The sequence below is a fragment of the Ferrovibrio sp. genome (assembly GCF_025869515.1).
In the GTDB taxonomy this organism is placed as follows: Bacteria; Pseudomonadota; Alphaproteobacteria; order Ferrovibrionales; family Ferrovibrionaceae; genus Ferrovibrio.
This window is the reverse complement of sequence record NZ_JAOZVR010000051.1, coordinates 18373-39742: the sequence shown is the minus strand read 5'-3', so window position 1 is coordinate 39742 and position 21370 is coordinate 18373. Positions and strand designations below refer to the sequence as shown.

The 21370-nt window shown below is 63.8% G+C and carries 22 protein-coding genes and 1 tRNA gene; 3 read left to right on the top strand and 20 right to left on the bottom strand.

What is annotated here, in order from left to right:
* Nucleotides 1-5 precede the first annotated feature (5 nt).
* The 18 genes from OJJ21_RS08050 to OJJ21_RS07965 form a co-directional block, all read right to left on the bottom strand.
* Entirely contained in the window at nucleotides 6-770 is a 765-nt protein-coding gene (locus tag OJJ21_RS08050; protein WP_297684917.1) for a type III pantothenate kinase, read from the bottom strand.
* Nucleotides 771-782: 12 nt separating this feature from the next.
* Nucleotides 783-1532, bottom strand: a complete 750-nt coding sequence (locus OJJ21_RS08045; protein ID WP_297684915.1) for a biotin--[acetyl-CoA-carboxylase] ligase — start codon at nucleotides 1530-1532, stop codon at nucleotides 783-785.
* A gap of 24 nt (nucleotides 1533-1556) precedes the next feature.
* Complete coding sequence (gene nuoN / locus OJJ21_RS08040; RefSeq protein ID WP_297684913.1) at nucleotides 1557-3017, bottom strand: NADH-quinone oxidoreductase subunit NuoN; 1461 nt, start codon at nucleotides 3015-3017, stop codon at nucleotides 1557-1559.
* Between the two features lie 4 nt (nucleotides 3018-3021).
* Nucleotides 3022-4536: an NADH-quinone oxidoreductase subunit M gene (locus OJJ21_RS08035; RefSeq protein WP_297684912.1), complete on the bottom strand. Its 1515-nt coding sequence runs from the start codon at nucleotides 4534-4536 to the stop codon at nucleotides 3022-3024.
* A 4-nt stretch (nucleotides 4537-4540) separates the two neighbouring features.
* Nucleotides 4541-6469 carry an NADH-quinone oxidoreductase subunit L gene (gene nuoL / locus OJJ21_RS08030; RefSeq protein WP_297684965.1) on the bottom strand — a complete coding sequence of 643 codons (1929 nt, stop codon included), beginning with the start codon at nucleotides 6467-6469 and terminating at the stop codon, nucleotides 4541-4543.
* A 13-nt stretch (nucleotides 6470-6482) separates the two neighbouring features.
* Complete coding sequence (gene nuoK / locus OJJ21_RS08025; RefSeq protein WP_297684910.1) at nucleotides 6483-6791, bottom strand: NADH-quinone oxidoreductase subunit NuoK; 309 nt, start codon at nucleotides 6789-6791, stop codon at nucleotides 6483-6485.
* A gap of 2 nt (nucleotides 6792-6793) precedes the next feature.
* The gene (locus OJJ21_RS08020) at nucleotides 6794-7408 is read right to left on the bottom strand and encodes an NADH-quinone oxidoreductase subunit J (RefSeq protein ID WP_297684908.1); all 615 of its coding nucleotides are present in this window, start codon (nucleotides 7406-7408) and stop codon (nucleotides 6794-6796) included.
* A gap of 26 nt (nucleotides 7409-7434) precedes the next feature.
* Nucleotides 7435-7923 carry an NADH-quinone oxidoreductase subunit NuoI gene (gene nuoI / locus OJJ21_RS08015; RefSeq protein ID WP_297684906.1) on the bottom strand — a complete coding sequence of 163 codons (489 nt, stop codon included), beginning with the start codon at nucleotides 7921-7923 and terminating at the stop codon, nucleotides 7435-7437.
* Nucleotides 7924-7926: 3 nt separating this feature from the next.
* Nucleotides 7927-8958: an NADH-quinone oxidoreductase subunit NuoH gene (gene nuoH / locus OJJ21_RS08010; protein WP_297684904.1), complete on the bottom strand. Its 1032-nt coding sequence runs from the start codon at nucleotides 8956-8958 to the stop codon at nucleotides 7927-7929.
* Nucleotides 8951-11017, bottom strand: coding sequence for an NADH-quinone oxidoreductase subunit NuoG (nuoG, locus tag OJJ21_RS08005; protein ID WP_297684902.1), 2067 nt, complete (start codon nucleotides 11015-11017; stop codon nucleotides 8951-8953). Before nuoG ends, nuoH begins: the two co-directional genes overlap by 8 nt.
* 28 nt (nucleotides 11018-11045) lie before the next feature.
* On the bottom strand, nucleotides 11046-12344 hold the full coding sequence (nuoF, locus tag OJJ21_RS08000; protein ID WP_297684900.1) for an NADH-quinone oxidoreductase subunit NuoF: 1299 nt from the start codon (nucleotides 12342-12344) through the stop codon (nucleotides 11046-11048).
* 14 nt (nucleotides 12345-12358) lie between these two features.
* Nucleotides 12359-12997, bottom strand: a complete 639-nt coding sequence (nuoE, locus tag OJJ21_RS07995) for an NADH-quinone oxidoreductase subunit NuoE (protein WP_297684898.1) — start codon at nucleotides 12995-12997, stop codon at nucleotides 12359-12361.
* Complete coding sequence (locus OJJ21_RS07990) at nucleotides 12994-14172, bottom strand: NADH-quinone oxidoreductase subunit D (protein WP_297684896.1); 1179 nt, start codon at nucleotides 14170-14172, stop codon at nucleotides 12994-12996. Before OJJ21_RS07990 ends, nuoE begins: the two co-directional genes overlap by 4 nt.
* A gap of 1 nt (nucleotide 14173) precedes the next feature.
* Nucleotides 14174-14812 (bottom strand): NADH-quinone oxidoreductase subunit C, encoded by a 639-nt coding sequence (locus tag OJJ21_RS07985; protein ID WP_297684894.1) that lies wholly within the window; start codon nucleotides 14810-14812, stop codon nucleotides 14174-14176.
* A 10-nt stretch (nucleotides 14813-14822) separates the two neighbouring features.
* The gene (locus tag OJJ21_RS07980; protein WP_297684963.1) at nucleotides 14823-15380 is read right to left on the bottom strand and encodes an NADH-quinone oxidoreductase subunit B; all 558 of its coding nucleotides are present in this window, start codon (nucleotides 15378-15380) and stop codon (nucleotides 14823-14825) included.
* An 8-nt stretch (nucleotides 15381-15388) separates the two neighbouring features.
* Nucleotides 15389-15754 (bottom strand): NADH-quinone oxidoreductase subunit A, encoded by a 366-nt coding sequence (locus OJJ21_RS07975; RefSeq protein ID WP_297684961.1) that lies wholly within the window; start codon nucleotides 15752-15754, stop codon nucleotides 15389-15391.
* 272 nt (nucleotides 15755-16026) lie between these two features.
* Nucleotides 16027-16103, bottom strand: a tRNA-Asp gene (locus OJJ21_RS07970).
* 115 nt (nucleotides 16104-16218) lie between these two features.
* Nucleotides 16219-17145 carry an RNA polymerase factor sigma-32 gene (locus tag OJJ21_RS07965; RefSeq protein WP_297684892.1) on the bottom strand — a complete coding sequence of 309 codons (927 nt, stop codon included), beginning with the start codon at nucleotides 17143-17145 and terminating at the stop codon, nucleotides 16219-16221.
* A gap of 170 nt (nucleotides 17146-17315) precedes the next feature.
* Between OJJ21_RS07965 and OJJ21_RS07960 the strand changes: the two genes are divergently transcribed.
* The 3 genes from OJJ21_RS07960 to OJJ21_RS07950 all read left to right on the top strand — a co-directional run bounded on the left by OJJ21_RS07960 (nucleotide 17316) and on the right by OJJ21_RS07950 (nucleotide 20136).
* Complete coding sequence (locus OJJ21_RS07960; RefSeq protein ID WP_297684889.1) at nucleotides 17316-17957, top strand: MarR family transcriptional regulator; 642 nt, start codon at nucleotides 17316-17318, stop codon at nucleotides 17955-17957.
* A 115-nt stretch (nucleotides 17958-18072) separates the two neighbouring features.
* Nucleotides 18073-18918: a MoxR family ATPase gene (locus OJJ21_RS07955; protein ID WP_297684887.1), complete on the top strand. Its 846-nt coding sequence runs from the start codon at nucleotides 18073-18075 to the stop codon at nucleotides 18916-18918.
* Nucleotides 18919-18951: 33 nt separating this feature from the next.
* Nucleotides 18952-20136 (top strand): VWA domain-containing protein, encoded by a 1185-nt coding sequence (locus OJJ21_RS07950; RefSeq protein WP_297684885.1) that lies wholly within the window; start codon nucleotides 18952-18954, stop codon nucleotides 20134-20136.
* On the opposite strand, the gene OJJ21_RS07945 is transcribed toward OJJ21_RS07950, so the two are convergent.
* A complete protein-coding gene (locus OJJ21_RS07945) occupies nucleotides 20133-20729 on the bottom strand; it encodes a hypothetical protein (RefSeq protein WP_297684883.1) in 597 nt (198 codons plus the stop codon). The genes OJJ21_RS07950 and OJJ21_RS07945 overlap by 4 nt on opposite strands.
* A complete protein-coding gene (locus OJJ21_RS07940) occupies nucleotides 20722-21279 on the bottom strand; it encodes a hypothetical protein (RefSeq protein WP_297684881.1) in 558 nt (185 codons plus the stop codon). The genes OJJ21_RS07945 and OJJ21_RS07940 overlap by 8 nt, the downstream gene beginning before the upstream one ends.
* Nucleotides 21280-21370 lie beyond the last annotated feature (91 nt).

The window sequence follows — 21370 nt, the reverse complement described above, 5'->3', positions numbered from 1 at the left end:
TCGGTTTACGTGGTGCTGCGGCGATAGATTTCGATCAGGCCGCGCACGGTGATATCGGGCACATTCTGCTCGATCACGTCGGTGGAACCGTCGAAGACCGGCGCCAGGCCGCCGGTGGAAATCACCTTCATCGGCCGGCCGAACTCTTCGCGGATACGGGCGACGATACCGTCGATCAGGCCGACATAGCCCCAGAACACGCCGGAATGCATGCAGGCCACGGTGGTGGTGCCGATCACGTTCTTCGGCTTCTCGACCACGATCCGCGGCAGCAGGGCTGTGGCATTGACCAGCGCCTCGATGGACAGGTTGATGCCGGGCGCGATCACGCCGCCGCAGTAGCTGCCTTCTTCATCGACCACGTCGAAGGTGGTGGCGGTGCCGAAATCGACCACGATCAGCGGCGTCTTGGGGAACATCACGCTGGCGCCCACGGTGTTGCAGATGCGGTCGGCACCGGCACCGGCGCCCTTGATCTGGATGCCGTATTTCACATTCGGTTCGCCCAGCACCAGCGGCTCGGTCTCGAAATAGCGGGTGCAGAGCCGGCGCAGATTGAAAGTGGCCTGCGGCACCACGCTGGCGATGATGGCGCTGCGCACGCTTTTCGGGTCGATGCCCTCGATCTGCATCAGTTGCAGCAGCCAGACGGCATGTTCGTCGGCGGTGCGCATGGCCGAGGTATGCTGGCGCCATTCACCGACGATGCGGTCGCCGTCGATGACGCCGAACTTCACGTTGGTATTGTTGGCATTGATGGCGAGCAGCATGGCGCGTCCTCTTCAGCCGGCCGGGAAAACATCGCCGGCGGTGACAGTGTGACGCCGTCCGTCGGGCAATTCCAGTATAAGCGCGCCACCGTCGTCCAGCGCGATGAAAGTCCCGCGCAGCTCCTGGTCCGGCAACCGCACGATCACCGGCTGGCCCACGCCCTGCGCCCGTCTCAGCCAGGCAGCACGCACCGGTGCGAAGCCTTCGGCCTGCCAGCGGTCATACCAGTAGCCATAGCGCGCCAGCAGCCAGCCGGCGAAGTCTTCCGGCATGGCCTCGATGCCATGGCGGTTCAGCGCCGTGACCGGGTAGAGCGTATCGGCGGGATGTGAAACCAGATTGACGCCGATGCCGACCGTGACCCAGCCCAGGGCACCATCGGGCGTGGTGCGCGATTCCAGCAGGATGCCAGCCACCTTGGCGCCGTCCACCAGCACGTCGTTGGGCCATTTGCATGTCAATTGCGTGCCTGCTGCAGGACCAGCCAGATCGATGGCCTCCAACACGGCCACGGCCGTGAGGAAAGACAGCGTGGCCGCCTGCGCGGGTGAGGCCCGCTGTCCGTTTAACTGGGGCCGCAGCAGCAGCGACAGGAACATGTTGCCCGGCACCGAGGTCCAGCCGCGGCCACGGCGGCCACGGCCAGCCGTCTGCTGCCGGGCCAGCACCGCGAGGCCTTCCGCCGCGCCGGCTTCGGCCTGGCGGCGGATTTCCTCATTGGTGCTGTCGAGGCTGTCGAATACCCGGAGATCCCACTTCATCGCATGGGTCCGGCGGCGATCCGCTTACGGGAACAGCGCCCGGGCAGCCGTGGCGGCCATGCTGAGCAGCGGGGCCGGCCAGATGAAGAACAGCATGGTGAACAGGCCGGTCACGGTCATCACCGCGCCCAACTCGCCGCGCACCGGCTTGGCCAGCGGCTCGGCCGTCTCGTCGAAATACATCAGCTTGACGATGCGCAGGTAGTAATAGGCGCCCACCACCGAGCTGAGCACGCCGATCACCGCCAGCGTATAGAGGCCGGCATTGATCGCGGCCATGAAGATGTAGAACTTGCCGAAGAAACCGGCCATCGGCGGCACGCCGGCGAGCGAGAACATGAAGGCGGCGAGCAGCAGCGCCATGCCCGGATGGGTCTTGGCCAGTCCGGCGAGGTCGTTCACGCCCTCCACCATCTGGTCCTTCTGGCGCATGCACAGGATGATCGCAAAGGTACCGACATTCATGGCGAGATAGATCGCCAGATAGATCAGGATGCCGCGCACGCCCTCTTCCGTGCCGGCCGCCAGGCCGATCAGGGCATAGCCGACATGGCCGATGGAGGAATAGGCCATCAGGCGCTTGATATTGCTCTGCGCGATGGCGGCGAAAGCGCCGAGCAGCATGGAGAGCGCGCTGACCACGATGATGATCTGCTGCCATTCATGGGCGATCTCGCCAAAGGGCGTGAGGATGGCGCGCACGAACAGCGCCATGGCGGCGATCTTCGGCGCCACGGCGAAGAAGGCAGTCACCGGCGTGGGCGCGCCCTCATACACATCGGGCGTCCACATATGGAACGGCACGGCCGAAACCTTGAAGGCCAGGCCGGCGGTGAGGAAGACGATGCCGACCACGAGACCGATCGAAGCCTGGCCGCCGACCAGTGCCCCCTGACTCAGAATCTGGGCGATCTGGGGGAAACCGGTCGAACCGGCGAAGCCGTAGATCATCGAAGCGCCGTAGAGCAGCATGCCGGACGACAGCGCGCCGAGCACGAAATACTTCAGGCCGGCTTCGGTGGCGCGACCGGAATCGCGCTTGAAGGCCGCCAGCACATAGAGCGACAGCGACTGCAGCTCGAGCCCGAGATACAGCGCGATCAGGTCGTTGGCCGAGACCATCATCAGCATGCCGGTGCTGGCAAGCAGGATCAGTACGGGATATTCGAAGCGCTCCATGCGCTCATAGCGGATATAGCCGAGCGACAGGATGATGGAAAATGCCGAGCCGAGCAGGATCAGCACCTTGGCGAAACGGCCGAAACCATCGACCACGAACAGTCCGCCGAAAGTGGTGACGGTTTCGGCCGGCTGCATGGTGATCAGCAGCACGGTAACGGCGAGCGCCGCGACCGAAAGCCAGGAAACCAGCCGGGTGGCGCCGTCGCCGCGGAAGACGCCGAGCATCAGCAGCGCCATGGCAGACAGCGCGAGCCAGAGTTCCGGATAGGCGGGCGCGAGTGCGGGCAGAGCGGTCACGGTCAAACTCCTAGCGGGCAGCGGTCGCTATCGCCTTGGCGGCGGCGAGCGCAGTCTGGTGCTGGTCGAGCAGATGCTTGACCGAGGCGGCCATGACATCGAAGAACGGCGCCGGATAGATACCCATCCACAGCGTCATGATCACCAGCGGGGCGAAGATGGCGATCTCGCGCGGGCTGAGATCCACCATCGCCTTGAGGTCGGCCTTGGTCAGTTCGCCGAAGACGATGCGGCGATAGAGATACAGCGCGTAGGCCGCCGCGAGGATCACGCCAGACGTGGCGATCAGGGCGACCCAGGTGTTGGCCTGGAAGGCGCCGACCAGGGTGAGCAGCTCGCCGACGAAACCGCCGGTGCCCGGCAGGCCGACATTGGCCATGGTGAACAGCATGAACACCGCGGCGTATTTCGGCATGTTGCTGGCCAGACCGCCGTAACGGGCGATCTCGCGGGTATGCAGGCGGTCGTAGACCACGCCGACGCATAGGAACAGCGCGCCCGAGACGATGCCATGGCTCAGCATCTGGAAGATGGCGCCTTCGACGCCCTGCGTGTTGAGCGCGAAGATGCCCATGGTGACGAAGCCCATATGCGCCACCGAGGAATAGGCGATCAGCTTCTTCATGTCTTCCTGCACCAGCGCCACCAGCGAGGCATAGACGATGGCGATGACGGAAAGCGTGAAGACGAAGGGCGCGAAATATTCCGAGGCGATCGGGAACATCGGCAGCGAGAAGCGCAGGAAGCCGTAGCCGCCCATCTTCAGCAGCACGGCGGCCAGGATCACCGAACCGGCGGTCGGCGCTTCGACGTGGGCATCCGGCAGCCAGGTATGCACCGGCCACATCGGCATCTTCACCGCAAAGGAGGCGAAGAAGGCGAGCCAGAGCCAGGTCTGCGCCTGCGCCGAGAACAGCCCGGTCTTCATCAGGCTCGGGATGTCGGTCGTGCCGGCGATGAAATACATGTAGAGCAGCGCCAGCAGCAGCAGCACCGAGCCGAGCAGGGTGTAGAGGAAGAACTTGAAGCTGGCATAGATGCGGCGCTTGCCGCCCCAGATGCCGATGATCAGGAACATCGGGATCAGGCCGGCTTCGAACATCAGGTAGAACAGCACCAGATCGAGCGCGCAGAACACGCCGATCATCAGGGTTTCCATGACCAGGAAGGCGATCATGTATTCCTTGACGCGGGTCTCGATGGATTCCCACGAGGCCAGGATGCAGAACGGCATCAGGAAGGTGGTGAGGATGACGAACAGCATGGAGATGCCGTCGACGCCCATATGGTAGTTGATGCCGGCGCCGATCCAGTCGACCTTCTCGACGAACTGGAAGGCGGCGGTGCTGTTATCGAAGTTCAGCCAGATCAGCAGCGACACCAGGAAGGTGATCGTGGTGGTCCACAGCGCCACCGACCGGGCATTGCGGGCCACAATCTCTTCCGGGCCGCGCGCCAGGAAGATGAAGGCGGCGCCGACCAGCGGCAGGAAGGTGACGATCGACAGCAAGGGCATGCTCGACATCGGATTAGTGCCCCATCGCACTGAAGAAATAGGTCACCAGCGCCGCCACGCCGATCAGCATGGCGAAGGCATAGTGATAGACATAGCCGGACTGCAGGATGCTGGCGCGCCGGGCCAGGCGGACCACGGTGGCGGCAAAGCCATCCGGGCCGAGGCCGTCGATGATCTTGCCGTCGCCGCCCTTCCACAGCACCCGGCCGATCCAGAAGGCCGGACGCACGAAGATGCGGTCATACAGCTCGTCGAAATACCACTTGTTGAGCAGGAACTGGTACAGCAGCGGCTGCTGCGCGGCGGCGCGGTGCGGCAGGCTGGTATCGCGGATATAGGCGATCCAGGCCACGAAGATGCCGATGATGCCGACGATGATCGGGCCGACCTTGACCAGGAAGGGCACGCTGTGCGCCTCGTCCATCGCCTTGTGGTTTTCCAGGATCAGGATCGAGCTGCCCCAGAAGTCCTTCCAGTGATGGCCGATGAAACCGTCGTGGAAGGCGATGCCGGCGAAGACCGCACCGACGGCCAGCACGGCGAGCGGCGCCAGCATGATCATCGGGCTTTCATGCACGTGCTCCATCACGTGATGGTCGGCGCGCGGCTTGCCATGGAAGGTCATGAAGATCAGGCGCCAGGAATAGAAGGCGGTCAGGATCGCCGCCGCCATACCCATGATGTAGGCATACTGCCCTACCCCGCCGGCGGCATAAGCCACTTCGAGGATCATGTCCTTGGAGTAATAGCCGGCGAAGATCGGGAAGCCGGCCAGTGCGAGGCTGCCGATCCACATCATCACATAGGTGACCTTGATGTGTTTCCACAGCCCGCCCATGCGGCGCATGTCCTGCTCGCCGTCGACGGCATGGATCACCGAGCCGGCGCCGAGGAACAGCAGCGCCTTGAAGAAGGCATGGGTGAAAAGATGGAAGATCGCGGCCGGATAGGCCGAGACGCCGAGCGCGAAGAACATGTAGCCGAGCTGCGAGCAGGTCGAATAGGCGATCACGCGCTTGATGTCGTTCTGCGCCAGGCCGACGGTGGCGGCGAAGAAGGCGGTGCTGGCGCCGATCACGGTGACGAAGGCCAGCGTATCGGGCGCGTATTCGAACAGCGGCGAGCAGCGCGCCACCATGAAGACGCCGGCGGTGACCATGGTGGCGGCATGGATCAGCGCCGACACCGGGGTCGGGCCTTCCATCGCATCCGGCAGCCAGGTGTGCAGGCCGAGCTGGGCCGACTTGCCCATGGCGCCGAGGAACAGCAGGAAGGTGGCCACCGTCAGGATATCCCAGTCCTTCCAGAGGAAATGGAAGGTCTTGCCAGCCAGCGCCGGCGCGGCGCCGAAGACCGCATCGAAGCTGACCGAATTGGTGGCAAGGAACAGCGCCATGATGCCGAGTGCGAAGCCGAAATCGCCGACGCGGTTGACCACGAAGGCCTTGATGGCGGCCGCATTGGCGGTCGGCTTGTGATACCAGAAGCCGATCAGCAGGTAGGAGGCGAGGCCGACGCCTTCCCAGCCCATATAGAGCTGCACGAAATTGTCCGCCGTGATCAGCATCAGCATGGCAAACGTGAACAGCGACAGATAGGCGAAGAAGCGCGGCCGGTGCGGATCGTGGCTCATGTAGCCGACGCTGTAGACATGCACGACGGCCGACACGGTGTTGACCACCACCAGCATCACGGCGGTGAGCTGGTCGATCTTCAGCGCCCAGTCGACGCTGAAGCTGCCGGAATCGATCCAGTCGAGCACCTTGACGGTGACGACCATGCCCTTGGAGATCACCAGGTAGAAGGCGACCCAGGACAGAATGGCCGAGATGATCACCGCCACGCAGGTGACGGCCATGGAGGCCGCGTCGCCGAGGCGGCGACCGAACAGGCCGGCGACGATAGCGGCCAGCAGCGGCAGGAAAACGATCAGATGGTACATCGTCATCGCCGCCTCAGCCCTTCATCATATTGATGTCTTCAACCGCGATGGTGCCGCGGTTGCGGAAATAGACCACCAGGATCGCCAGGCCGATCGCCGCCTCGCCGGCGGCAACCGTCAGCACGAACAGGGCGAAGACCTGGCCGACCAGATCGTTCAGGTGGGTGGAAAATGCCACCAGGTTCAGGTTGACGGCGAGCAGCATCAGCTCGACCGACATCAGGATGACGATCACGTTCTTGCGGTTCAGGAAGATGCCGAGGATGCCGAGCGTGAACAGGATCGCGGCGACCGTGAGATAATGTCCGAGGCCGATGGTCATGGTCAGATTCCCTTCCTCGGCTCGACCTTGCGGACCGCCACGGCGTCGCCGCGCGGGCGGTTGACCTGCTCGGAGATGCTCTGGCGCTTCACGCCGGGACGCGAGCGCAGGGTGAGCACGATGGCGCCGATCATGGCGACCAGCAGGATCAGGCCGGCACCCTGGAACAGGTAGATGTATTTCGTGTAGATCACCGCGCCGAGCGCATGGGTGTTGGTCACCTGGTCCAGCGCCGGGATCGGATCGGTACCGGCGCTCCTGGCCGCCGGAGTAATCACCCAGCCGCCCAGCACCAGCGCCAGTTCGACCAGCAGGATGAAACCGATCAGGCCGCCGATCGGCAGGTATTGCAGGAAGCCCTGGCGCAGTTCGACGAAGTTGATGTCGAGCATCATCACCACGAAGAGGAACAGCACCGCCACGGCGCCGACATAGACGATCACCAGGATCATGCCGAGGAATTCGGCGCCCATCAGCACGAACAGCCCGGCCGCATTGAAGAATGCCAGGATCAGGAACAGCACGCTGTGCACCGGGTTGCGCGACGCGATCACCATGAAGCCGGAGGCCACGGTGATGGCTGCGAACAGATAGAAGGCCAAAGCCTGGATAATCATCGTCTACCCCCTCGCCTGCGGCGCGCTCAACGGTACGGCGCGTCCGCGGCGATGTTCCGCGAAATCTCGTATTCCCAGCGTTCGCCATTCGCGAGCAGCTTGTCCTTGTCGTAGAACAGCTCTTCACGCGTCTCGGTGGCGAATTCGAAATTCGGCCCCTCGACGATGGCATCGACCGGGCAGGCTTCCTGGCAGAAGCCGCAATAGATGCATTTGGTCATGTCGATGTCGTAGCGCGTGGTGCGGCGCGAGCCGTCATCGCGCGGTTCGGCCTCGATGGTGATGGCCTGGGCCGGGCAGATCGCCTCGCACAGTTTGCAGGCGATGCAGCGTTCCTCGCCGTTGGCATAACGGCGCAGCGCATGCTCGCCGCGGAAGCGCGGGCCGAGCGGGCCCTTTTCATAGGGATAGTTCACGGTGGCGCGCGGCTTGAACATGTAGGAGAAGGTCAGGCTGAGGCCCTTGACCAGTTCCCACAGGAAGATCGAACGGGCGCCGCGATCGAGCAAAGCCATGGCTTAGACCCCTTTCGGCAGCAGATCGAAGGCGAGAAGCACGCCCGCGGTCAACACCACCCAGAACAGAGAGAACGGCAGGAACACCTTCCAGCCCAGACGCATCAGCTGGTCGTAGCGATAGCGCGGCACGGTGGCACGCACCCAGATGAAGACGAACAGCAGCACGAAGATCTTCAGGCAGAACCAGACAATGCCCGGAATCCAGTTGAACGGCGCAATGTCGAAGGGCGGCAGCCAGCCGCCGAGGAACAGGATCGTCGTCATGCCCGACATCAGGATCATGTTGGCGTATTCGCCGAGGAAGAACAGCGCAAAGGCCATCGACGAATATTCGACCTGGTAACCAGCAACCAGTTCGGCTTCCGCTTCCGGCAGATCGAAAGGATGCCGGTTGGTCTCGGCCAGCGCCGAGATGAAGAAGACGATGAACATCGGGAACAGCGGAATGGCGAACCACACCGTCTTCTGCGCCTGCACGATGGCGCTGAGATTCAGCGAGCCGACGCAGAGCAGCACGCTGATGATGACAAAGCCCATCGAGACTTCGTAGGACACCATCTGTGCCGAGGAGCGCAGCGCACCGAGAAAAGCGTAGCGCGAATTCGACGACCAGCCGGCGATGATGATGCCGTAGACGCCGAGCGAGGAGATCGCGAAGAGATACAGCACGCCGACATTGATATTGGCGATCACCAGCCCCTCGCCCACCGGGATCACCGCCCAGGCGATCAGGGCCAGGATGAAGGTGATGCAGGGCGCGGCGATGAACAGGAACTTGTTCGCGCCGGACGGGATGATGGTTTCCTTGAAGATCAGCTTGGCCGCATCGGCAAACGGCTGCAGCAGGCCGAAAGGCCCGACCACGTTGGGGCCCATGCGTAGCGACATCGCCGCCAGCACCTTGCGTTCCATCAGCGTAAGATAGGCCACCGCGATCAGCAGCGGCACCGTCAGCATCAGGATATGGACAAGGATCAGGCCGCCCGGAAAGACGTAGCCGGTCCAGAGTGTTTGCCAGAGCGACTCAGTCATGGGTACCCGTCTTCGGCTGCGTGATGCCGCGCGCGATGGCGGAGCATTCGGCCATGGTGGCCGAGGCGCGCGCAATCGGATTGGTCAGATAGAAATCGGCCACCGCCGAAACGAACGGCGCGTCGGTGACGGTGCCGGCGGTGCCAAACGCACCCCAGGCGGCCGGCGTCAGTTTGTCGACGGCGGCAAAATGCGGTGCCAGCTGCAGCATACGACGGCGCAGCATGCCGAGATTGTCGTAGGGCAGCTTATGGCCGAGCGGCTCGGACAGCGCGCGGATGATCGACCAGTCCTCGCGGGCATCGCCCGGGGGAGCTGCAGCGCGACGTCCCAACTGAACCCGCCCCTCGGTATTCACCCAGGTGGCGTCCTTCTCGACATAGGCGGCGCCCGGCAGGATCACATCGGCGCGCTTCGCGCCGGCATCGCCATGGCTGCCCTGGTAGATCACGAAGGCCGAACCGAGCTTGCTCATGTCGATCTCGTCGGCACCGAGCAGATACACGGCCTTGATCTCGCCCGACTGCGCAGCGGCCAGGATACCGGTCACGTCCTTGCCGCCCTGGCCCGGAACAAAGCCGAGATCGAGCCCACCGACGCGGGCGGCGGCGGTGTGCAGCATGTTGAAGCCGTTCCAGCCGTCTTTCACGAGGCCGAGGCCGTCGGCGGCCTGCTTCGCCAGCGCCAGCACGGCGGCGCCGTCGGCGCGGGCAAGCGCGCCCTGCCCCAGGATCAGCACCGGCTTCTGCGCGGTCTTCAGCACTTCGGCGAAGGCATGACGGCCCTCGGCGATGTCCTTCAGCGTGGCGGCGCCGGCACCGAGATAGTCGTATTTGTAAGTCAGGACCGGCTGCTCATTGCCGATCAGCGCGATCTTCACCTTGCCGGTGAGCGAACGCTTGCGGATGCGGGCGTTGATCAGGGCGGCTTCGCGGCGCGGGTTGCTGCCGACGATCAGGATGGCATCGGCCTCTTCAATGCCGGCGATGCCGCTGTTGAAGATGTAACCGGCGCGGGTCGACGCATCGATCTTCGCGCCGTCCTGCCGGCAGTCGAGATTGGGCGACCCCAGCTTCTCCATCAAATCCTTCAGCGCCGTCATGCTCTCGGCGCAGGCAAGATCGCCGGCAATGGCCGCGATCTGGCTGCCCTGCAGGCCCTTGAACGCGCCGGCGACGGCGGCGAAGGCTTCCGGCCAGGTGGCTTCCTGCAGCTTGCCGGCCTTGCGCACATAGGGGCGGTCCAGGCGGCGGGCGCGCAGGCCGTCATAGGCGAAGCGGCTCTTGTCCGACAGCCATTCCTCGTTGACGTCCTCGTTCACGCGCGGCAGCACGCGCATCACTTCGCGACCGCGCACGTCCACACGAATGTTGGCGCCGACCGCGTCCATCGCATCGATGGTCTCGGTCTTGCGCAGTTCCCAGCTCCGCGCGGTGAAGGCATAGGGTTTGGAGGTGAGCGCGCCGACCGGGCAGAGATCGATCACGTTGCCGGACAGCTCCGACGTCATCGCCTGCTCGAGATAGGTGGTGATCTGCATGTCCTCGCCGCGGCCGATGGCGCCGAGTTCCGGCACGCCGGCCACTTCCTGCGCGAAACGCACGCAGCGGGTGCAGTGGATGCAGCGGGTCATCGTGGTGGCGACCAGCGGACCCATATACTTGTCGTTCACGGCGCGCTTGTTTTCGTCGTAACGCGAAGCGCCCTTGCCGTAGCCCATCGACTGGTCCTGCAGGTCGCACTCGCCGCCCTGGTCGCAGATCGGGCAGTCGAGCGGATGGTTGATCAGCAGGAATTCCATCACGCCTTCGCGGGCCTTCTTGACCAGCGGCGTGTCGGTCTTGATCACCATGTTGTCGGCGGCCGGCATGGCGCAGGAGGCGATCGGCTTCGGCGCCTTCTCCTGCTCGACCAGGCACATGCGGCAGTTGCCGGCGATGGTGAGGCGCTCGTGGTAGCAGAAGCGCGGGATTTCCTTGCCGGCCAACTCGCAGGCCTGCAGCACGGTGGTGCCGGGCTCGACCGTTACCTGGATGCCGTCGATGGTCAACGTGGGCATTGCTTACCCTTCCCCGCCTACTGCCGTGTCACTCGGCTGCCGCCGGCAGAACCGGCGCGCCCGTGTGATATGCGTCGATGCGGCGTTCGATCTCGCCGCGGAAATGCCGGATCAGGCCCTGGATCGGCCACGCCGCGGCATCGCCGAGCGCGCAGATCGTGTGGCCTTCCACCTGCGTGGTGACTTCGAGCAGCATGTCGATTTCGCGCTTTTCGGCGCGACCCTGCACCAGCCGCTCCATCACGCGCCACATCCAGCCGGTGCCTTCGCGGCACGGCGTGCACTGGCCGCAGGATTCATGCTTGTAGAATTTGGAAAGCCGCGCGATGGCGCGCACCACGTCGGTCGACTTGTCCATCACGATCACGGCCGCGGTGCCGAGGCCCGAACGCTGCGCGCGAAGTGAGTCGAAATCCATCAGCACGTCGTCGCAGATCGTCTTGGGCAGCAGCGGCACCGAGGAACCGCCCGGAATGATCGCCAGCAGGTTATCCCAGCCGCCGCGCACGCCGCCGGCATGCTTCTCGATCAGTTCCTTGAGCGGAATGCCCATCTCTTCTTCGACATTGCACGGCTTGTTCACATGGCCGGAAATGCAGAACACCTTGGTGCCGGTGTTGTTCGGGCGGCCGATGCCGGCGAACCACTCGCCGCCGCGGCGCAGGATGGTCGGCGCCACCGCGATGCTCTCGACGTTGTTCACCGTGGTCGGGCAGCCCCAGACGCCCATATTGGCCGGGAACGGCGGCTTCAGGCGCGGCTGGCCCTTCTTGCCTTCCAGGCTTTCGATCAGCGCGGTTTCCTCGCCGCAGATATAGGCGCCGGCGCCGCGATGCACGAAGACGTCGAAGTCATAACCCGAACCGCAGGCATTCTTGCCGATCAGGCCGGCCGCATAGGCCTCGTCGATGGCGCCCTGCAGGTTTTCGGCTTCGCGATAGAATTCACCGCGGATGTAGATATAGGCTGCGACCGCGCGCATGGCGAAGCCGGCCACCAGGCAGCCCTCGACCAGCTTGTGCGGGTCGTGCCGCATCATGTCGCGGTCCTTGCAGGTGCCGGGCTCGCCCTCGTCGGCATTGACGACGAGATAGCTCGGACGGCCGTCCGACTGCTTGGGCATGAACGACCATTTCAGGCCGGTCGGGAAACCGGCGCCGCCACGACCGCGCAGGCCGGACTTCTTCATCTCCTCGATGATCCAGTCCTGGCCCTTGTCGAGCAGTGCCTTGGTATTATCCCAGTCGCCACGCTTGCGGGCAGCCTCAAGGCGCCACGACTGCTGGCCGTAGAGATTGGTGAAAATGCGGTCTTTGTCCTGAAGCATGATCCGGCTCCGCCTCAGTCGTCACCGCCGCCGGCATTACCGGCGGGGTTGAAGGTGGTCAGGGTGGTGGCGCCGCCAAGCGGCTCCGACGAAAGGCGGCCGCTCTGCGGGCCGGGCTTCGGCCGCTCGCCACGCTTCAGCGCCTCGAGAACCTTACCGGTGCTTTCCTCGGTCAGGTCTTCGTAGAAGTCGTCGCCATACTGCAGCATCGGCGCGTTCACGCAGGCGCCGAGGCATTCCACCTCGATCACGGTGAACTGGCCATCGGGCGTCGTCTCGCCCGGATTGATGCCGAGATGCTTCTTGCAGGCGCTCAGCACCTTGTCCGAACCGGCAAGCCAGCACGGCGTGGTGGTGCAGACCTGCACGAAATGCTTACCCACCGGCGCGAGGTTGTACATCGTGTAGAAGCTGGCGACTTCCAGCACGCGGATCGTCGCCATGCCGAGCATCTCGGCGATGTACCTGATGGCAGCCTGCGGCACCCAGTTGTCATGCTGGCGCTGCGCGATATCCAGCAGCGGCATCACCGCGCTCTGCTGGCGGCCGGCCGGATACTTGGCGATATGCTGCTTCGCCAGTTCCAGATTTTCCGCCGTGAAGGCGAAGCTGGCCGGCTGCTGCTCGGGCGGTGCGATATGGACGCCACTCATCGGTCGATCTCTCCGAACACGATATCCATGTTGCCGACGATGGAGACGGCATCGGCCAGCATGTAACCCTTCGACAGGAAGTCGGTGGCCTGCAGATGCGGGAAGCCCGGGGCGCGGATGCGGCAGCGATATGGCTTGTTCGAACCGTCCGACACCAGATACACGCCGAACTCGCCCTTCGGCGCCTCGACGGCGGCATAGGTCTCGCCCTCGGGCACGTGATAACCTTCGGTGTAGAGCTTGAAGTGATGGATCAGCGCTTCCATCGACTTCTTCATCTCGCCGCGCTTGGGCGGCACCACCTTGCGGTCGTCGGAGGCAATCGGCCCGGTCGGCATGCTGGCGACCACCTGCTCGATGATCTTGGCGCTCTGGCGCATCTCCTCGATGCGGCAGAGGTAACGGTCGAAACAATCGCCGTTCTTGCCCACCGGAATGTCGAAATCGTATTTCTCGTAGCCGTCATAGGGCTGCGACTTGCGCAGGTCCCAGGCGACACCCGAACCGCGCAGCATGACGCCGGAGAAGCTCCAGTCCATCGCATCCTTGGCGCTGATCACGCCGATATCGACATTGCGCTGGCGATAGATGCGGTTCTCGGTCAGCAGGCCTTCGATATCGTCGATCACCTTCAGCATGCGCGGCAGGTATTTGACGATCTCCTCGTCCATGCCCCTGGGCATGTCCTGGTGCACGCCGCCGGGCCGGAAATAGGCCGCATGCATGCGGGCGCCGGAAACGCCCTCGTAGAATTCCATCAGCTTCTCGCGTTCCTCGAAGCCCCAGAGCGCCGGCGTCATGGCGCCGCAGTCGAGGGCATGCGTGGTCACGTTCAGCAGGTGGTTGAGCAGACGGCCGATCTCGGCGAACAGCACGCGTACTGCCTGGCCGCGCGCCGGCACTTCCAGGCCGAGCAGCCGCTCGGTGGCGAGCGCGAAGGCATGCTCCTGGTTCATCGGCGCGACATAATCGAGGCGGTCGAAATACGGCACCGCCTGCAGATAGGTCTTGTGCTCGATCAGCTTCTCGGTGCCGCGATGCAGCAGGCCGATATGCGGATCGCAGCGTTCGACGATCTCGCCGTCGAGTTCCATCACCAGGCGCAGCACGCCGTGGGCCGCCGGATGCTGCGGCCCGAAATTGACCATGTAGTTGGCGATTGTGACTTCGGCCATGTTACTTCTGCCCCTCGGCCTTTTCGTCGCCCGGCAGCACGTATTTCGCGCCTTCCCACGGGCTCATGAAATCGAAGCGGCGGAATTCCTGGGTCAGTTGCACGGGCTCGTAGACCACGCGCTTCTGGGATTCGTCGTAACGCACTTCGACATAGCCGGTGAGCGGGAAATCCTTGCGCAGCGGATGCCCTTCGAAACCGTAATCCGACAGGATGCGGCGCAGGTCCGGATGGCCGGAGAACATCACGCCATACATGTCCCAGGTCTCGCGTTCGAACCAGTTGGCGGCGGCATAGACGCCGACCGCCGACGGCACCGGCGTCTCTTCATCGGTCTGCGCCTTGATGCGGATGCGCTGGTTCAGCTTCATGCTGAGCAGATGGTAGACGACATCGAAACGCCTGGCGCGCTCGGGCCAGTCCAGCCCGGTGAGATCGACCAGCTCGGTGAACTGGCAGTTGCCGTCGTCGCGCAGGAAGGTCAGCACCTTGACGATGCGCTCGGCCGGCACCTGGATGGTCAGCTCGCCCAGCGTGATGCGGCTGTCGAGCAGGTCGGCGCCGAGACCGGCGGCGAGATGGTCGGCCAGGTCGCGCAGCGCCTGTTCCTGTTCATGCAAGATCGCCTTGCTGTCGGTCATGTCGCGTCCCTCAGCGGGCAATCGTGCCGGTGCGCCAGATCTTCTTCTGCAACTGCAGAAGGCCGTAGACCAGCGCCTCGGCGGTCGGCGGGCAACCGGGGACGTAGATGTCGACCGGCACGATGCGGTCGCAGCCGCGCACCACCGAATAGGAATAGTGATAATAGCCGCCGCCATTGGCGCAGCTGCCCATCGAGATGACGTAGCGCGGCTCGGCCATCTGGTCGTACAGCTTGCGCAGGGCCGGCGCCATCTTGTTGGTCAGCGTGCCGGCGACGATCATCACATCGGACTGGCGGGGCGAGGCCCGCGGCATCGCTCCGAAACGGTCGAGATCGTAACGCGCCATATAGGCGTGGATCATCTCGACGCCGCAGCAGGCCAGGCCGAAGGTCATCGGCCACATCGAGCCGCTGCGGGCCCAGTTGGCCAGCTTGTCGAGGGTGGAAATCACCACGCCCTTGTCGGCCAGTTCGTCGGACAGGTCCTTGTAGAAGCCGTCCTGGTCCGAACCCAGCTTGAGAGCGGTTTCGGCCGGGGCGGTATTCTGTGAGGCGGCAGTCTGCATGGCGTTGCTCATTCCCACTCCAGAGCCCCCTTCTTCCACTCGTAAATGAAGCCGATGGTGAGGATGCCGAGGAAGATCATCATCGACCAGAAGCCGTAGACGCCGATCTCGCCCAGGCTGATCGCCCAGGGGAACAGGAAGGCCACTTCCAGGTCGAAGATGATGAAGAGGATGGCGACGAGGTAGAACCGCACATCAAACTGCTTGCGGGAATCGCCGAAGGGCTCAAAGCCGCACTCGTAAGTGGAATTCTTCTCGGGGTCCGGCGCGCGCTTGGCTGCCACGAAGGGCAGCAGGGCCAGAATCACGGCCAGCGCGATGGCCAGGCCAAGGAAAAGCAGGATCGGCAGATATTCCCGCAGCAGGGCGTCCACGGTCATTCCCCTCCGAACAAACGGTCTGCCCGGGCTGGTCCCACCCTGCCCGAGTTCCGGGTTGTTCTAGCCGGTTCCGTGCCGCGCCGCAACACGCGCCCGTGAGCTAAAAAACCCGCAAGTGGCCGGCGAAAAACCGGTTTTCAGCTTTTTGAGAATCACTCGCGGCAGGACTTGCGGGCGAATCGATCCGTGTACGAAGACGCGGATTCGGCCCGCCCGGCGGGGCGGTCATGCAGGACGGATTTTGAGAAAAGGTGCCGGCGGGGAAATGGCGAGAGTGACGGGACTTGAACCCGCGACCTCCGGCGTGACAGGCCGGCGCTCTAACCAACTGAGCTACACCCCCGCGGCGGCAGGCGGTTTACCCTTCACCACCCCCGATGTCAAGCAGGCGTGACCGATATTCCGGCCACGCCTGCAAAGACTTGGAAGGCTTTCGTCAGCCCGGCTTCAGGCCAGGATCACGCCGGGGCCATGTGGCTCATGTCGTCCAGCATCGGGGCCAGCTTTTCGCCGGCCTGCTTGGCCTTGCGGTGCACGGCATTCTGCAGCTTGCGGAAGGCCTTGGTCTCGATCTGGCGCACGCGTTCCTTGGTGACGCCGAGCTTGCCGCCCAGCTCTTCCAGGGTCGCCTTGTCATCGGTGAGCATGCGCTCGACGATGATCATCTGCTCGCGCGCGCTGAGCTCCTGCAGCGATTCCGTCAGCCAGACGTGGCGCTGGCCGCCATCCATCTTGGTGGTGACGATTTCCTCGGGATTCGGGCCGGGATCGACCAGGAAATCCTGGAAGGCGTCGCCGCCCTCCTCGCCGCCGACCGTCTCGTTCAGCGAATGGTCGCGGGCCGACAGGCGCTGGGCCATGTTGGTCACGTCATTCGGCGACACCTTGAGCGCCGTGGCAATTTCGTCGCGGGTGGCATTGTCCAGCGTCAGCGTGCCGCCGCCGGCCCGTTCCAGCTTGGCGCGCAGCCAGCGCAGGTTGAAAAACAGCGCCTTCTGGCCGGCCGAAGTGCCGGAGCGCACGATCGACCAGTTGCGCAGCACATATTCCTGGATCGACGAGCGGATCCACCAGGACGCATAGGTGGAAAAGCGCACGCCGCGCTCGGGGTCGAAGCGGTTGACCGCCAGCATCAGGCCGATATTGCCTTCCTGGATCAGGTCGGGCATCGGCAGGCCGTAATTGCGGAAGCGGGTCGAGGTGGCGACCACCAGGCGCAGATAGGCTGTGACCAGCTTCTGCATGGCCTTTTGATCTCCGTCAACGCGCCAGCCGCGGGCCAGCTTTAATTCTTCTTCTTCCGTCAGCATGGCCTTGGTCATGACGGTGGACAGGTAGCGCCGGTCGGCGCTGTCGAGAGTCCGGGGGGCGGATGCGATGGCCATTTTGTAGGTCCTCCATCGACTTTCGCCCTTGTCTGCACTAGGTTGCTTGCACTGGAGCCGAGTACAGGGTCAGGCGAAGGGGCTAATTTGTATCGGGTCGATATAAAAACACGATACGCCCGGGGCCGTTCCTCCAGCAAGCCGTATTAGCGAGTCGAAACAAAACTGTGATGCCGATCACCGACCACAGCCACGCCCAGATCGCCGGGACCGGAAACGGTGCCGCCCATGAGGGAAAAGTCGCGCTTGCTCAACGGGTTATCATATTGCTGGACCGCCTGGGGCGGCTCACCCGCGAGTTGCAGTTCGCCGACGGACTCAACCCTGCCCAATGGGAAGCTTTGCGGTTCCTGGCCCAGGCCAACAAATATTCCCGCTCCCCCACCGCGCTGGCCCATTATCTCGGCGCCACCAAGGGAACCGTCTCGCAGACCCTCATCGCCCTCGAGTCCAAGGGCCTGATCACCCGCTGCAAAAAGACTGAGGACCGCCGCCAGGTGGATCTCTGCCTCACCGAGGCCGGCCAGGCCATGCTGGTCAAGGACCCGATGCAGACCCTGGAACAGGCGACGCTGGAAGTGGCCGACGAGCTGGGCATCCAGATGGTGAAGGGCCTGTCGCGCCTGCTGCACGACCTGCAGACCCGCAACCAGATCAGCGAATTCGGCGTCTGCCAGGATTGTTCGCTGTTCTGCGTCAACGCCCAGCAGAATGGCGCGGACGCGGCCACCGGCATCTGCGGCAACAATGGCGAAGCCATCGAGACCGGTGAAAAAGCCAAAATCTGCGTCAACTACAAGACCGCCAACTGAAGCGACCTGCGGTCGCGGCTGCTGCATTGACGTAACGTCACGGCTTGCGCCCTGCCGGGGCGCGACCTAGCGTTTGTCCCGACACTGTTCATTTGCAGACTCCGGGAAAACCGCAATGAAGTTCAAGGGTACCGAATCCTACGTCGCCACCAACGATCTCAAGGTGGCGGTGAATGCCGCGATCGCGCTGGAGCGGCCCCTGCTGGTGAAGGGCGAACCGGGCACCGGCAAGACCGTGCTGGCCATCGAGATCGCCCGGGCGCTGAACGCCCCGCTCCTCACCTGGCATGTCAAATCCACCACCAAGGCCCAGCAGGGCCTGTACGAATACGATGCCGTGTCGCGCCTGCGCGACAGCCAGCTCGGCGACGAGCGCGTCAAGGATATCCGCAACTACATCAAGAAGGGCAAGCTGTGGGATGCCTTCACGGCGCCGCAGCGCCCGGTGCTGCTGATCGACGAGATCGACAAGGCCGATATCGAATTCCCCAACGACCTGCTGCTCGAACTCGACCGCATGGAATTCTTCGTCTACGAGACGAACGAGACCGTGAAGGCCAGCGTGCGGCCGATCATCATCATCACCTCGAACAACGAGAAGGAACTGCCCGACGCCTTCCTGCGCCGCTGCTTCTTCCACTACATCCGTTTCCCCGAACGCGAGACGATGGAAGAGATCGTCGAGGTGCATTATCCCGGCGTGCAGAAAAACCTGCTGCGCGATGCGCTGAATGTCTTCTACGATATCCGCGAGACGCCCGGCCTGAAGAAGAAGCCGTCCACCTCGGAACTGCTCGACTGGCTCAAGCTGCTGATGGCCGAAGACCTGCCGGCCGATGCGTTGCGCAGCAAGGACCAGGGCAAGCTGATTCCGCCGCTGGCCGGCGCGCTGCTGAAGAACGAGCAGGATGTGCATCTGTTTGAGCGGCTCGCCTTCATCGCGCGCCGTGAGCGGAACTAAGCCTTAGAGACGAGGCCGCCCAGGAGAGCTGGCATGTTCATCAACTTCTTCCTCGAACTGCGCAAGGCCAAGGTGCCCGCCACGCTGCGGGAATATCTCACGCTGATCGAGGCGATGGACAAGGGCGTGCCCGAATATCGCGTCGAGGATTTCTATTACCTGTCGCGTACCGCGCTGGTGAAGGACGAGCGCAACCTCGACAAATTCGACCGCGTCTTCGGCCAGTGTTTCAACGGCCTGCAGTCCGTCGGCGCCGGCGCCGAGATCACCGCCGAAATCCCGGAGGAATGGCTGCGCAAACTGGCCGAGAAGGTTCTGACCCCGGAGGAAATGGCGCAGATCGAGGCGCTCGGCGGCTGGGACAAGCTGATGGAGACGCTGAAGCAGCGCCTCGAAGAGCAGAAGGGCCGCCACCAGGGCGGCAGCAAGTGGATCGGTACCGCCGGCACCTCACCCTTCGGCGCCTATGGTTACAATCCCGAAGGCGTGCGCATCGGCCAGGACAAGTCGCGCAACCGCCGCGCCGTGAAGGTGTGGGACAAGCGCGAATACAAGAACCTGGACGACAGCGTCGAGCTCGGCACCCGCAACATCAAGGTGGCGATGCGCCGCCTGCGCAAATTCGCCCGCGACGGCGCCGACCTGGAACTCGACCTGCCCGACACCATCAAGTCGACGGCGGCCAATGCCGGCTATCTCGACATCAAGATGGTGCCCGAGCGGCATAACAAGGTGAAGGTGCTGCTGCTGTTCGATATCGGCGGCTCGATGGACGATCATATCCGTATCACCGAGGAGCTGTTCTCGGCGGCGCGCGCCGAATTCAAGCATATGGAATTCTTCTACTTCCACAATTGCGTCTACGAGAAGCTGTGGAAGGACAATCGCCGCCGGCATGCCGATTTCACGCCGACCTTCGAGATGCTGCGCACCTACCAGCATGACTACAAGCTGGTCTTCGTCGGCGACGCCACCATGTCGCCTTACGAGATCGTGCAGCCCGGCGGCAGCGTCGAGCACTGGAACGAGGAAGCCGGCGCGGTGTGGCTGCAGCGCCTGCTGGATACCTATCCGAAGGCGATCTGGCTCAACCCGGTGCAGGAAAAATACTGGGACTTCACGCCGTCGGTCGGGGTGGTCCGCCAGCTGATGGGCAACCGCATGTTCCCGCTCACCCTCGAAGGCCTGGAACGCGGGATGAAAGAGCTGAACCGCTAGATCGCGCTGATCGCCGCCTCGAGGCTCGCCGCCGGCGCAGGCGCCTCGGCGACACTGCCGCGCAAGGGCGCCGGATCGACGGTGAAGCCGTCGCGCAGCAGGAACCGCTGCTGCATCGCCTGCACGGCGTATTCCATGTTGGGCGCCGGCACTTCGTAGAAGCGGCCCTCGATCCATTTATGCGCCGGATGGCTGAACGAGCCGGCCTGGGCGCCGAGATCGGCATTGCGCACCACCACGCGCCAGGTGCGGTAGCGGCGGTCCACGATATCCACGATGGTGGCGGTGTAGCCGAACGGCAGGTCGGTTTCCTTGTGTCGCCTGGTCAGCGATTCAAGATCCTGTTCGGCGCGCGTCACCTGGTTCTTCAGATCGGCGATGCTTTCATGCAGCGTCTGCACGGCCTTCACCGCATCCTCGACCTGGCGTGCGAAGTCTTCCTTGACGCCGGTCAGTTCCTCGGCCTTCAGGCGCACGCGGGTCCAGGCGGCATGGCTGCGCTCGCCGAGCAGGATGATGATCATCACCGCGATGCCGATATTGGCAGCCGCGGCCAGGATGCCGATGAACTGGGTGATGGAAATCTCAGACATCGCCGAGCCTGATCTTGCCGTTGAACGGACGGATCAGCATGACTTCCGACAGCGCGCCGAAAATCTTCTTGGTGCGCAGCCGCGCCATATGCTCGTCTTCGATGCCCCACATCACCACCCGCGCGGTGCGGCGGCCGGGAAACGCCGACACGCCCGAACCGGGGCCGCTGAACATCTCGTGCATCTCGGGGCCGATCAGCTTGACATACCAGCCGGTGTGATGCGGCCTGGGCGTGCCGACCTCGTAGATCACCATGTTGCGCGCGTCGCTGAATTCGACCTCGCGCGCCATCATCCCGCCATAGGTGTTCTGGCGTTCGCTCAGGTGTAACTCGAGCCGGGCCTTGTCTTCCTGCAGCTTGTCGTAGTCGACGCGGATCTCGGCCATCCGATTGCGCAGCTGCTCGGCCTCGCTGACCAGCTGGTCGAGCTGGAAACGGCCGCGCGCATAACTGAAGACATAGCGTTCCAGGCTGTTCGCGCCGAGCGAGACGGCGAAGAACATCAGCAGCGACGGCAGCAGTGCGGAAACGATGTCGACGGCGTCCATGCCGGCGGCCTCTGGCCATGCCCCCTAGAGTGATCCTCCGGGTACTGTCGGGCAAAGGCAGTATCAAATCAATCGGAGTTTTACCGCTGGT

What these genes read in the sequence shown, in the direction of transcription:
- OJJ21_RS08050 (WP_297684917.1), bottom strand. Translation starts at nt 770, where the DNA reads ATGCTGCTCGCCATCAATGCCAACAATACCAACGTGAAGTTCGGCGTC.
- OJJ21_RS08045 (WP_297684915.1), bottom strand. Translation starts at nt 1,532, where the DNA reads ATGAAGTGGGATCTCCGGGTATTCGACAGCCTCGACAGCACCAATGAG.
- OJJ21_RS08035 (WP_297684912.1), bottom strand. Translation starts at nt 4,536, where the DNA reads ATGTCGAGCATGCCCTTGCTGTCGATCGTCACCTTCCTGCCGCTGGTC.
- nuoL (WP_297684965.1), bottom strand. Translation starts at nt 6,469, where the DNA reads ATGTACCATCTGATCGTTTTCCTGCCGCTGCTGGCCGCTATCGTCGCC.
- nuoK (WP_297684910.1), bottom strand. Translation starts at nt 6,791, where the DNA reads ATGACCATCGGCCTCGGACATTATCTCACGGTCGCCGCGATCCTGTTC.
- OJJ21_RS08020 (WP_297684908.1), bottom strand. Translation starts at nt 7,408, where the DNA reads ATGATTATCCAGGCTTTGGCCTTCTATCTGTTCGCAGCCATCACCGTG.
- nuoI (WP_297684906.1), bottom strand. Translation starts at nt 7,923, where the DNA reads ATGGCTTTGCTCGATCGCGGCGCCCGTTCGATCTTCCTGTGGGAACTG.
- nuoH (WP_297684904.1), bottom strand. Translation starts at nt 8,958, where the DNA reads ATGACTGAGTCGCTCTGGCAAACACTCTGGACCGGCTACGTCTTTCCG.
- nuoG (WP_297684902.1), bottom strand. Translation starts at nt 11,017, where the DNA reads ATGCCCACGTTGACCATCGACGGCATCCAGGTAACGGTCGAGCCCGGC.
- nuoF (WP_297684900.1), bottom strand. Translation starts at nt 12,344, where the DNA reads ATGCTTCAGGACAAAGACCGCATTTTCACCAATCTCTACGGCCAGCAG.
- nuoE (WP_297684898.1), bottom strand. Translation starts at nt 12,997, where the DNA reads ATGAGTGGCGTCCATATCGCACCGCCCGAGCAGCAGCCGGCCAGCTTC.
- OJJ21_RS07990 (WP_297684896.1), bottom strand. Translation starts at nt 14,172, where the DNA reads ATGGCCGAAGTCACAATCGCCAACTACATGGTCAATTTCGGGCCGCAG.
- OJJ21_RS07985 (WP_297684894.1), bottom strand. Translation starts at nt 14,812, where the DNA reads ATGACCGACAGCAAGGCGATCTTGCATGAACAGGAACAGGCGCTGCGC.
- OJJ21_RS07980 (WP_297684963.1), bottom strand. Translation starts at nt 15,380, where the DNA reads ATGCAGACTGCCGCCTCACAGAATACCGCCCCGGCCGAAACCGCTCTC.
- OJJ21_RS07965 (WP_297684892.1), bottom strand. Translation starts at nt 17,145, where the DNA reads ATGGCCATCGCATCCGCCCCCCGGACTCTCGACAGCGCCGACCGGCGC.
- OJJ21_RS07960 (WP_297684889.1), top strand. Translation starts at nt 17,316, where the DNA reads ATGCCGATCACCGACCACAGCCACGCCCAGATCGCCGGGACCGGAAAC.
- OJJ21_RS07955 (WP_297684887.1), top strand. Translation starts at nt 18,073, where the DNA reads ATGAAGTTCAAGGGTACCGAATCCTACGTCGCCACCAACGATCTCAAG.
- OJJ21_RS07950 (WP_297684885.1), top strand. Translation starts at nt 18,952, where the DNA reads ATGTTCATCAACTTCTTCCTCGAACTGCGCAAGGCCAAGGTGCCCGCC.
- OJJ21_RS07945 (WP_297684883.1), bottom strand. Translation starts at nt 20,729, where the DNA reads ATGTCTGAGATTTCCATCACCCAGTTCATCGGCATCCTGGCCGCGGCT.
- OJJ21_RS07940 (WP_297684881.1), bottom strand. Translation starts at nt 21,279, where the DNA reads ATGGACGCCGTCGACATCGTTTCCGCACTGCTGCCGTCGCTGCTGATG.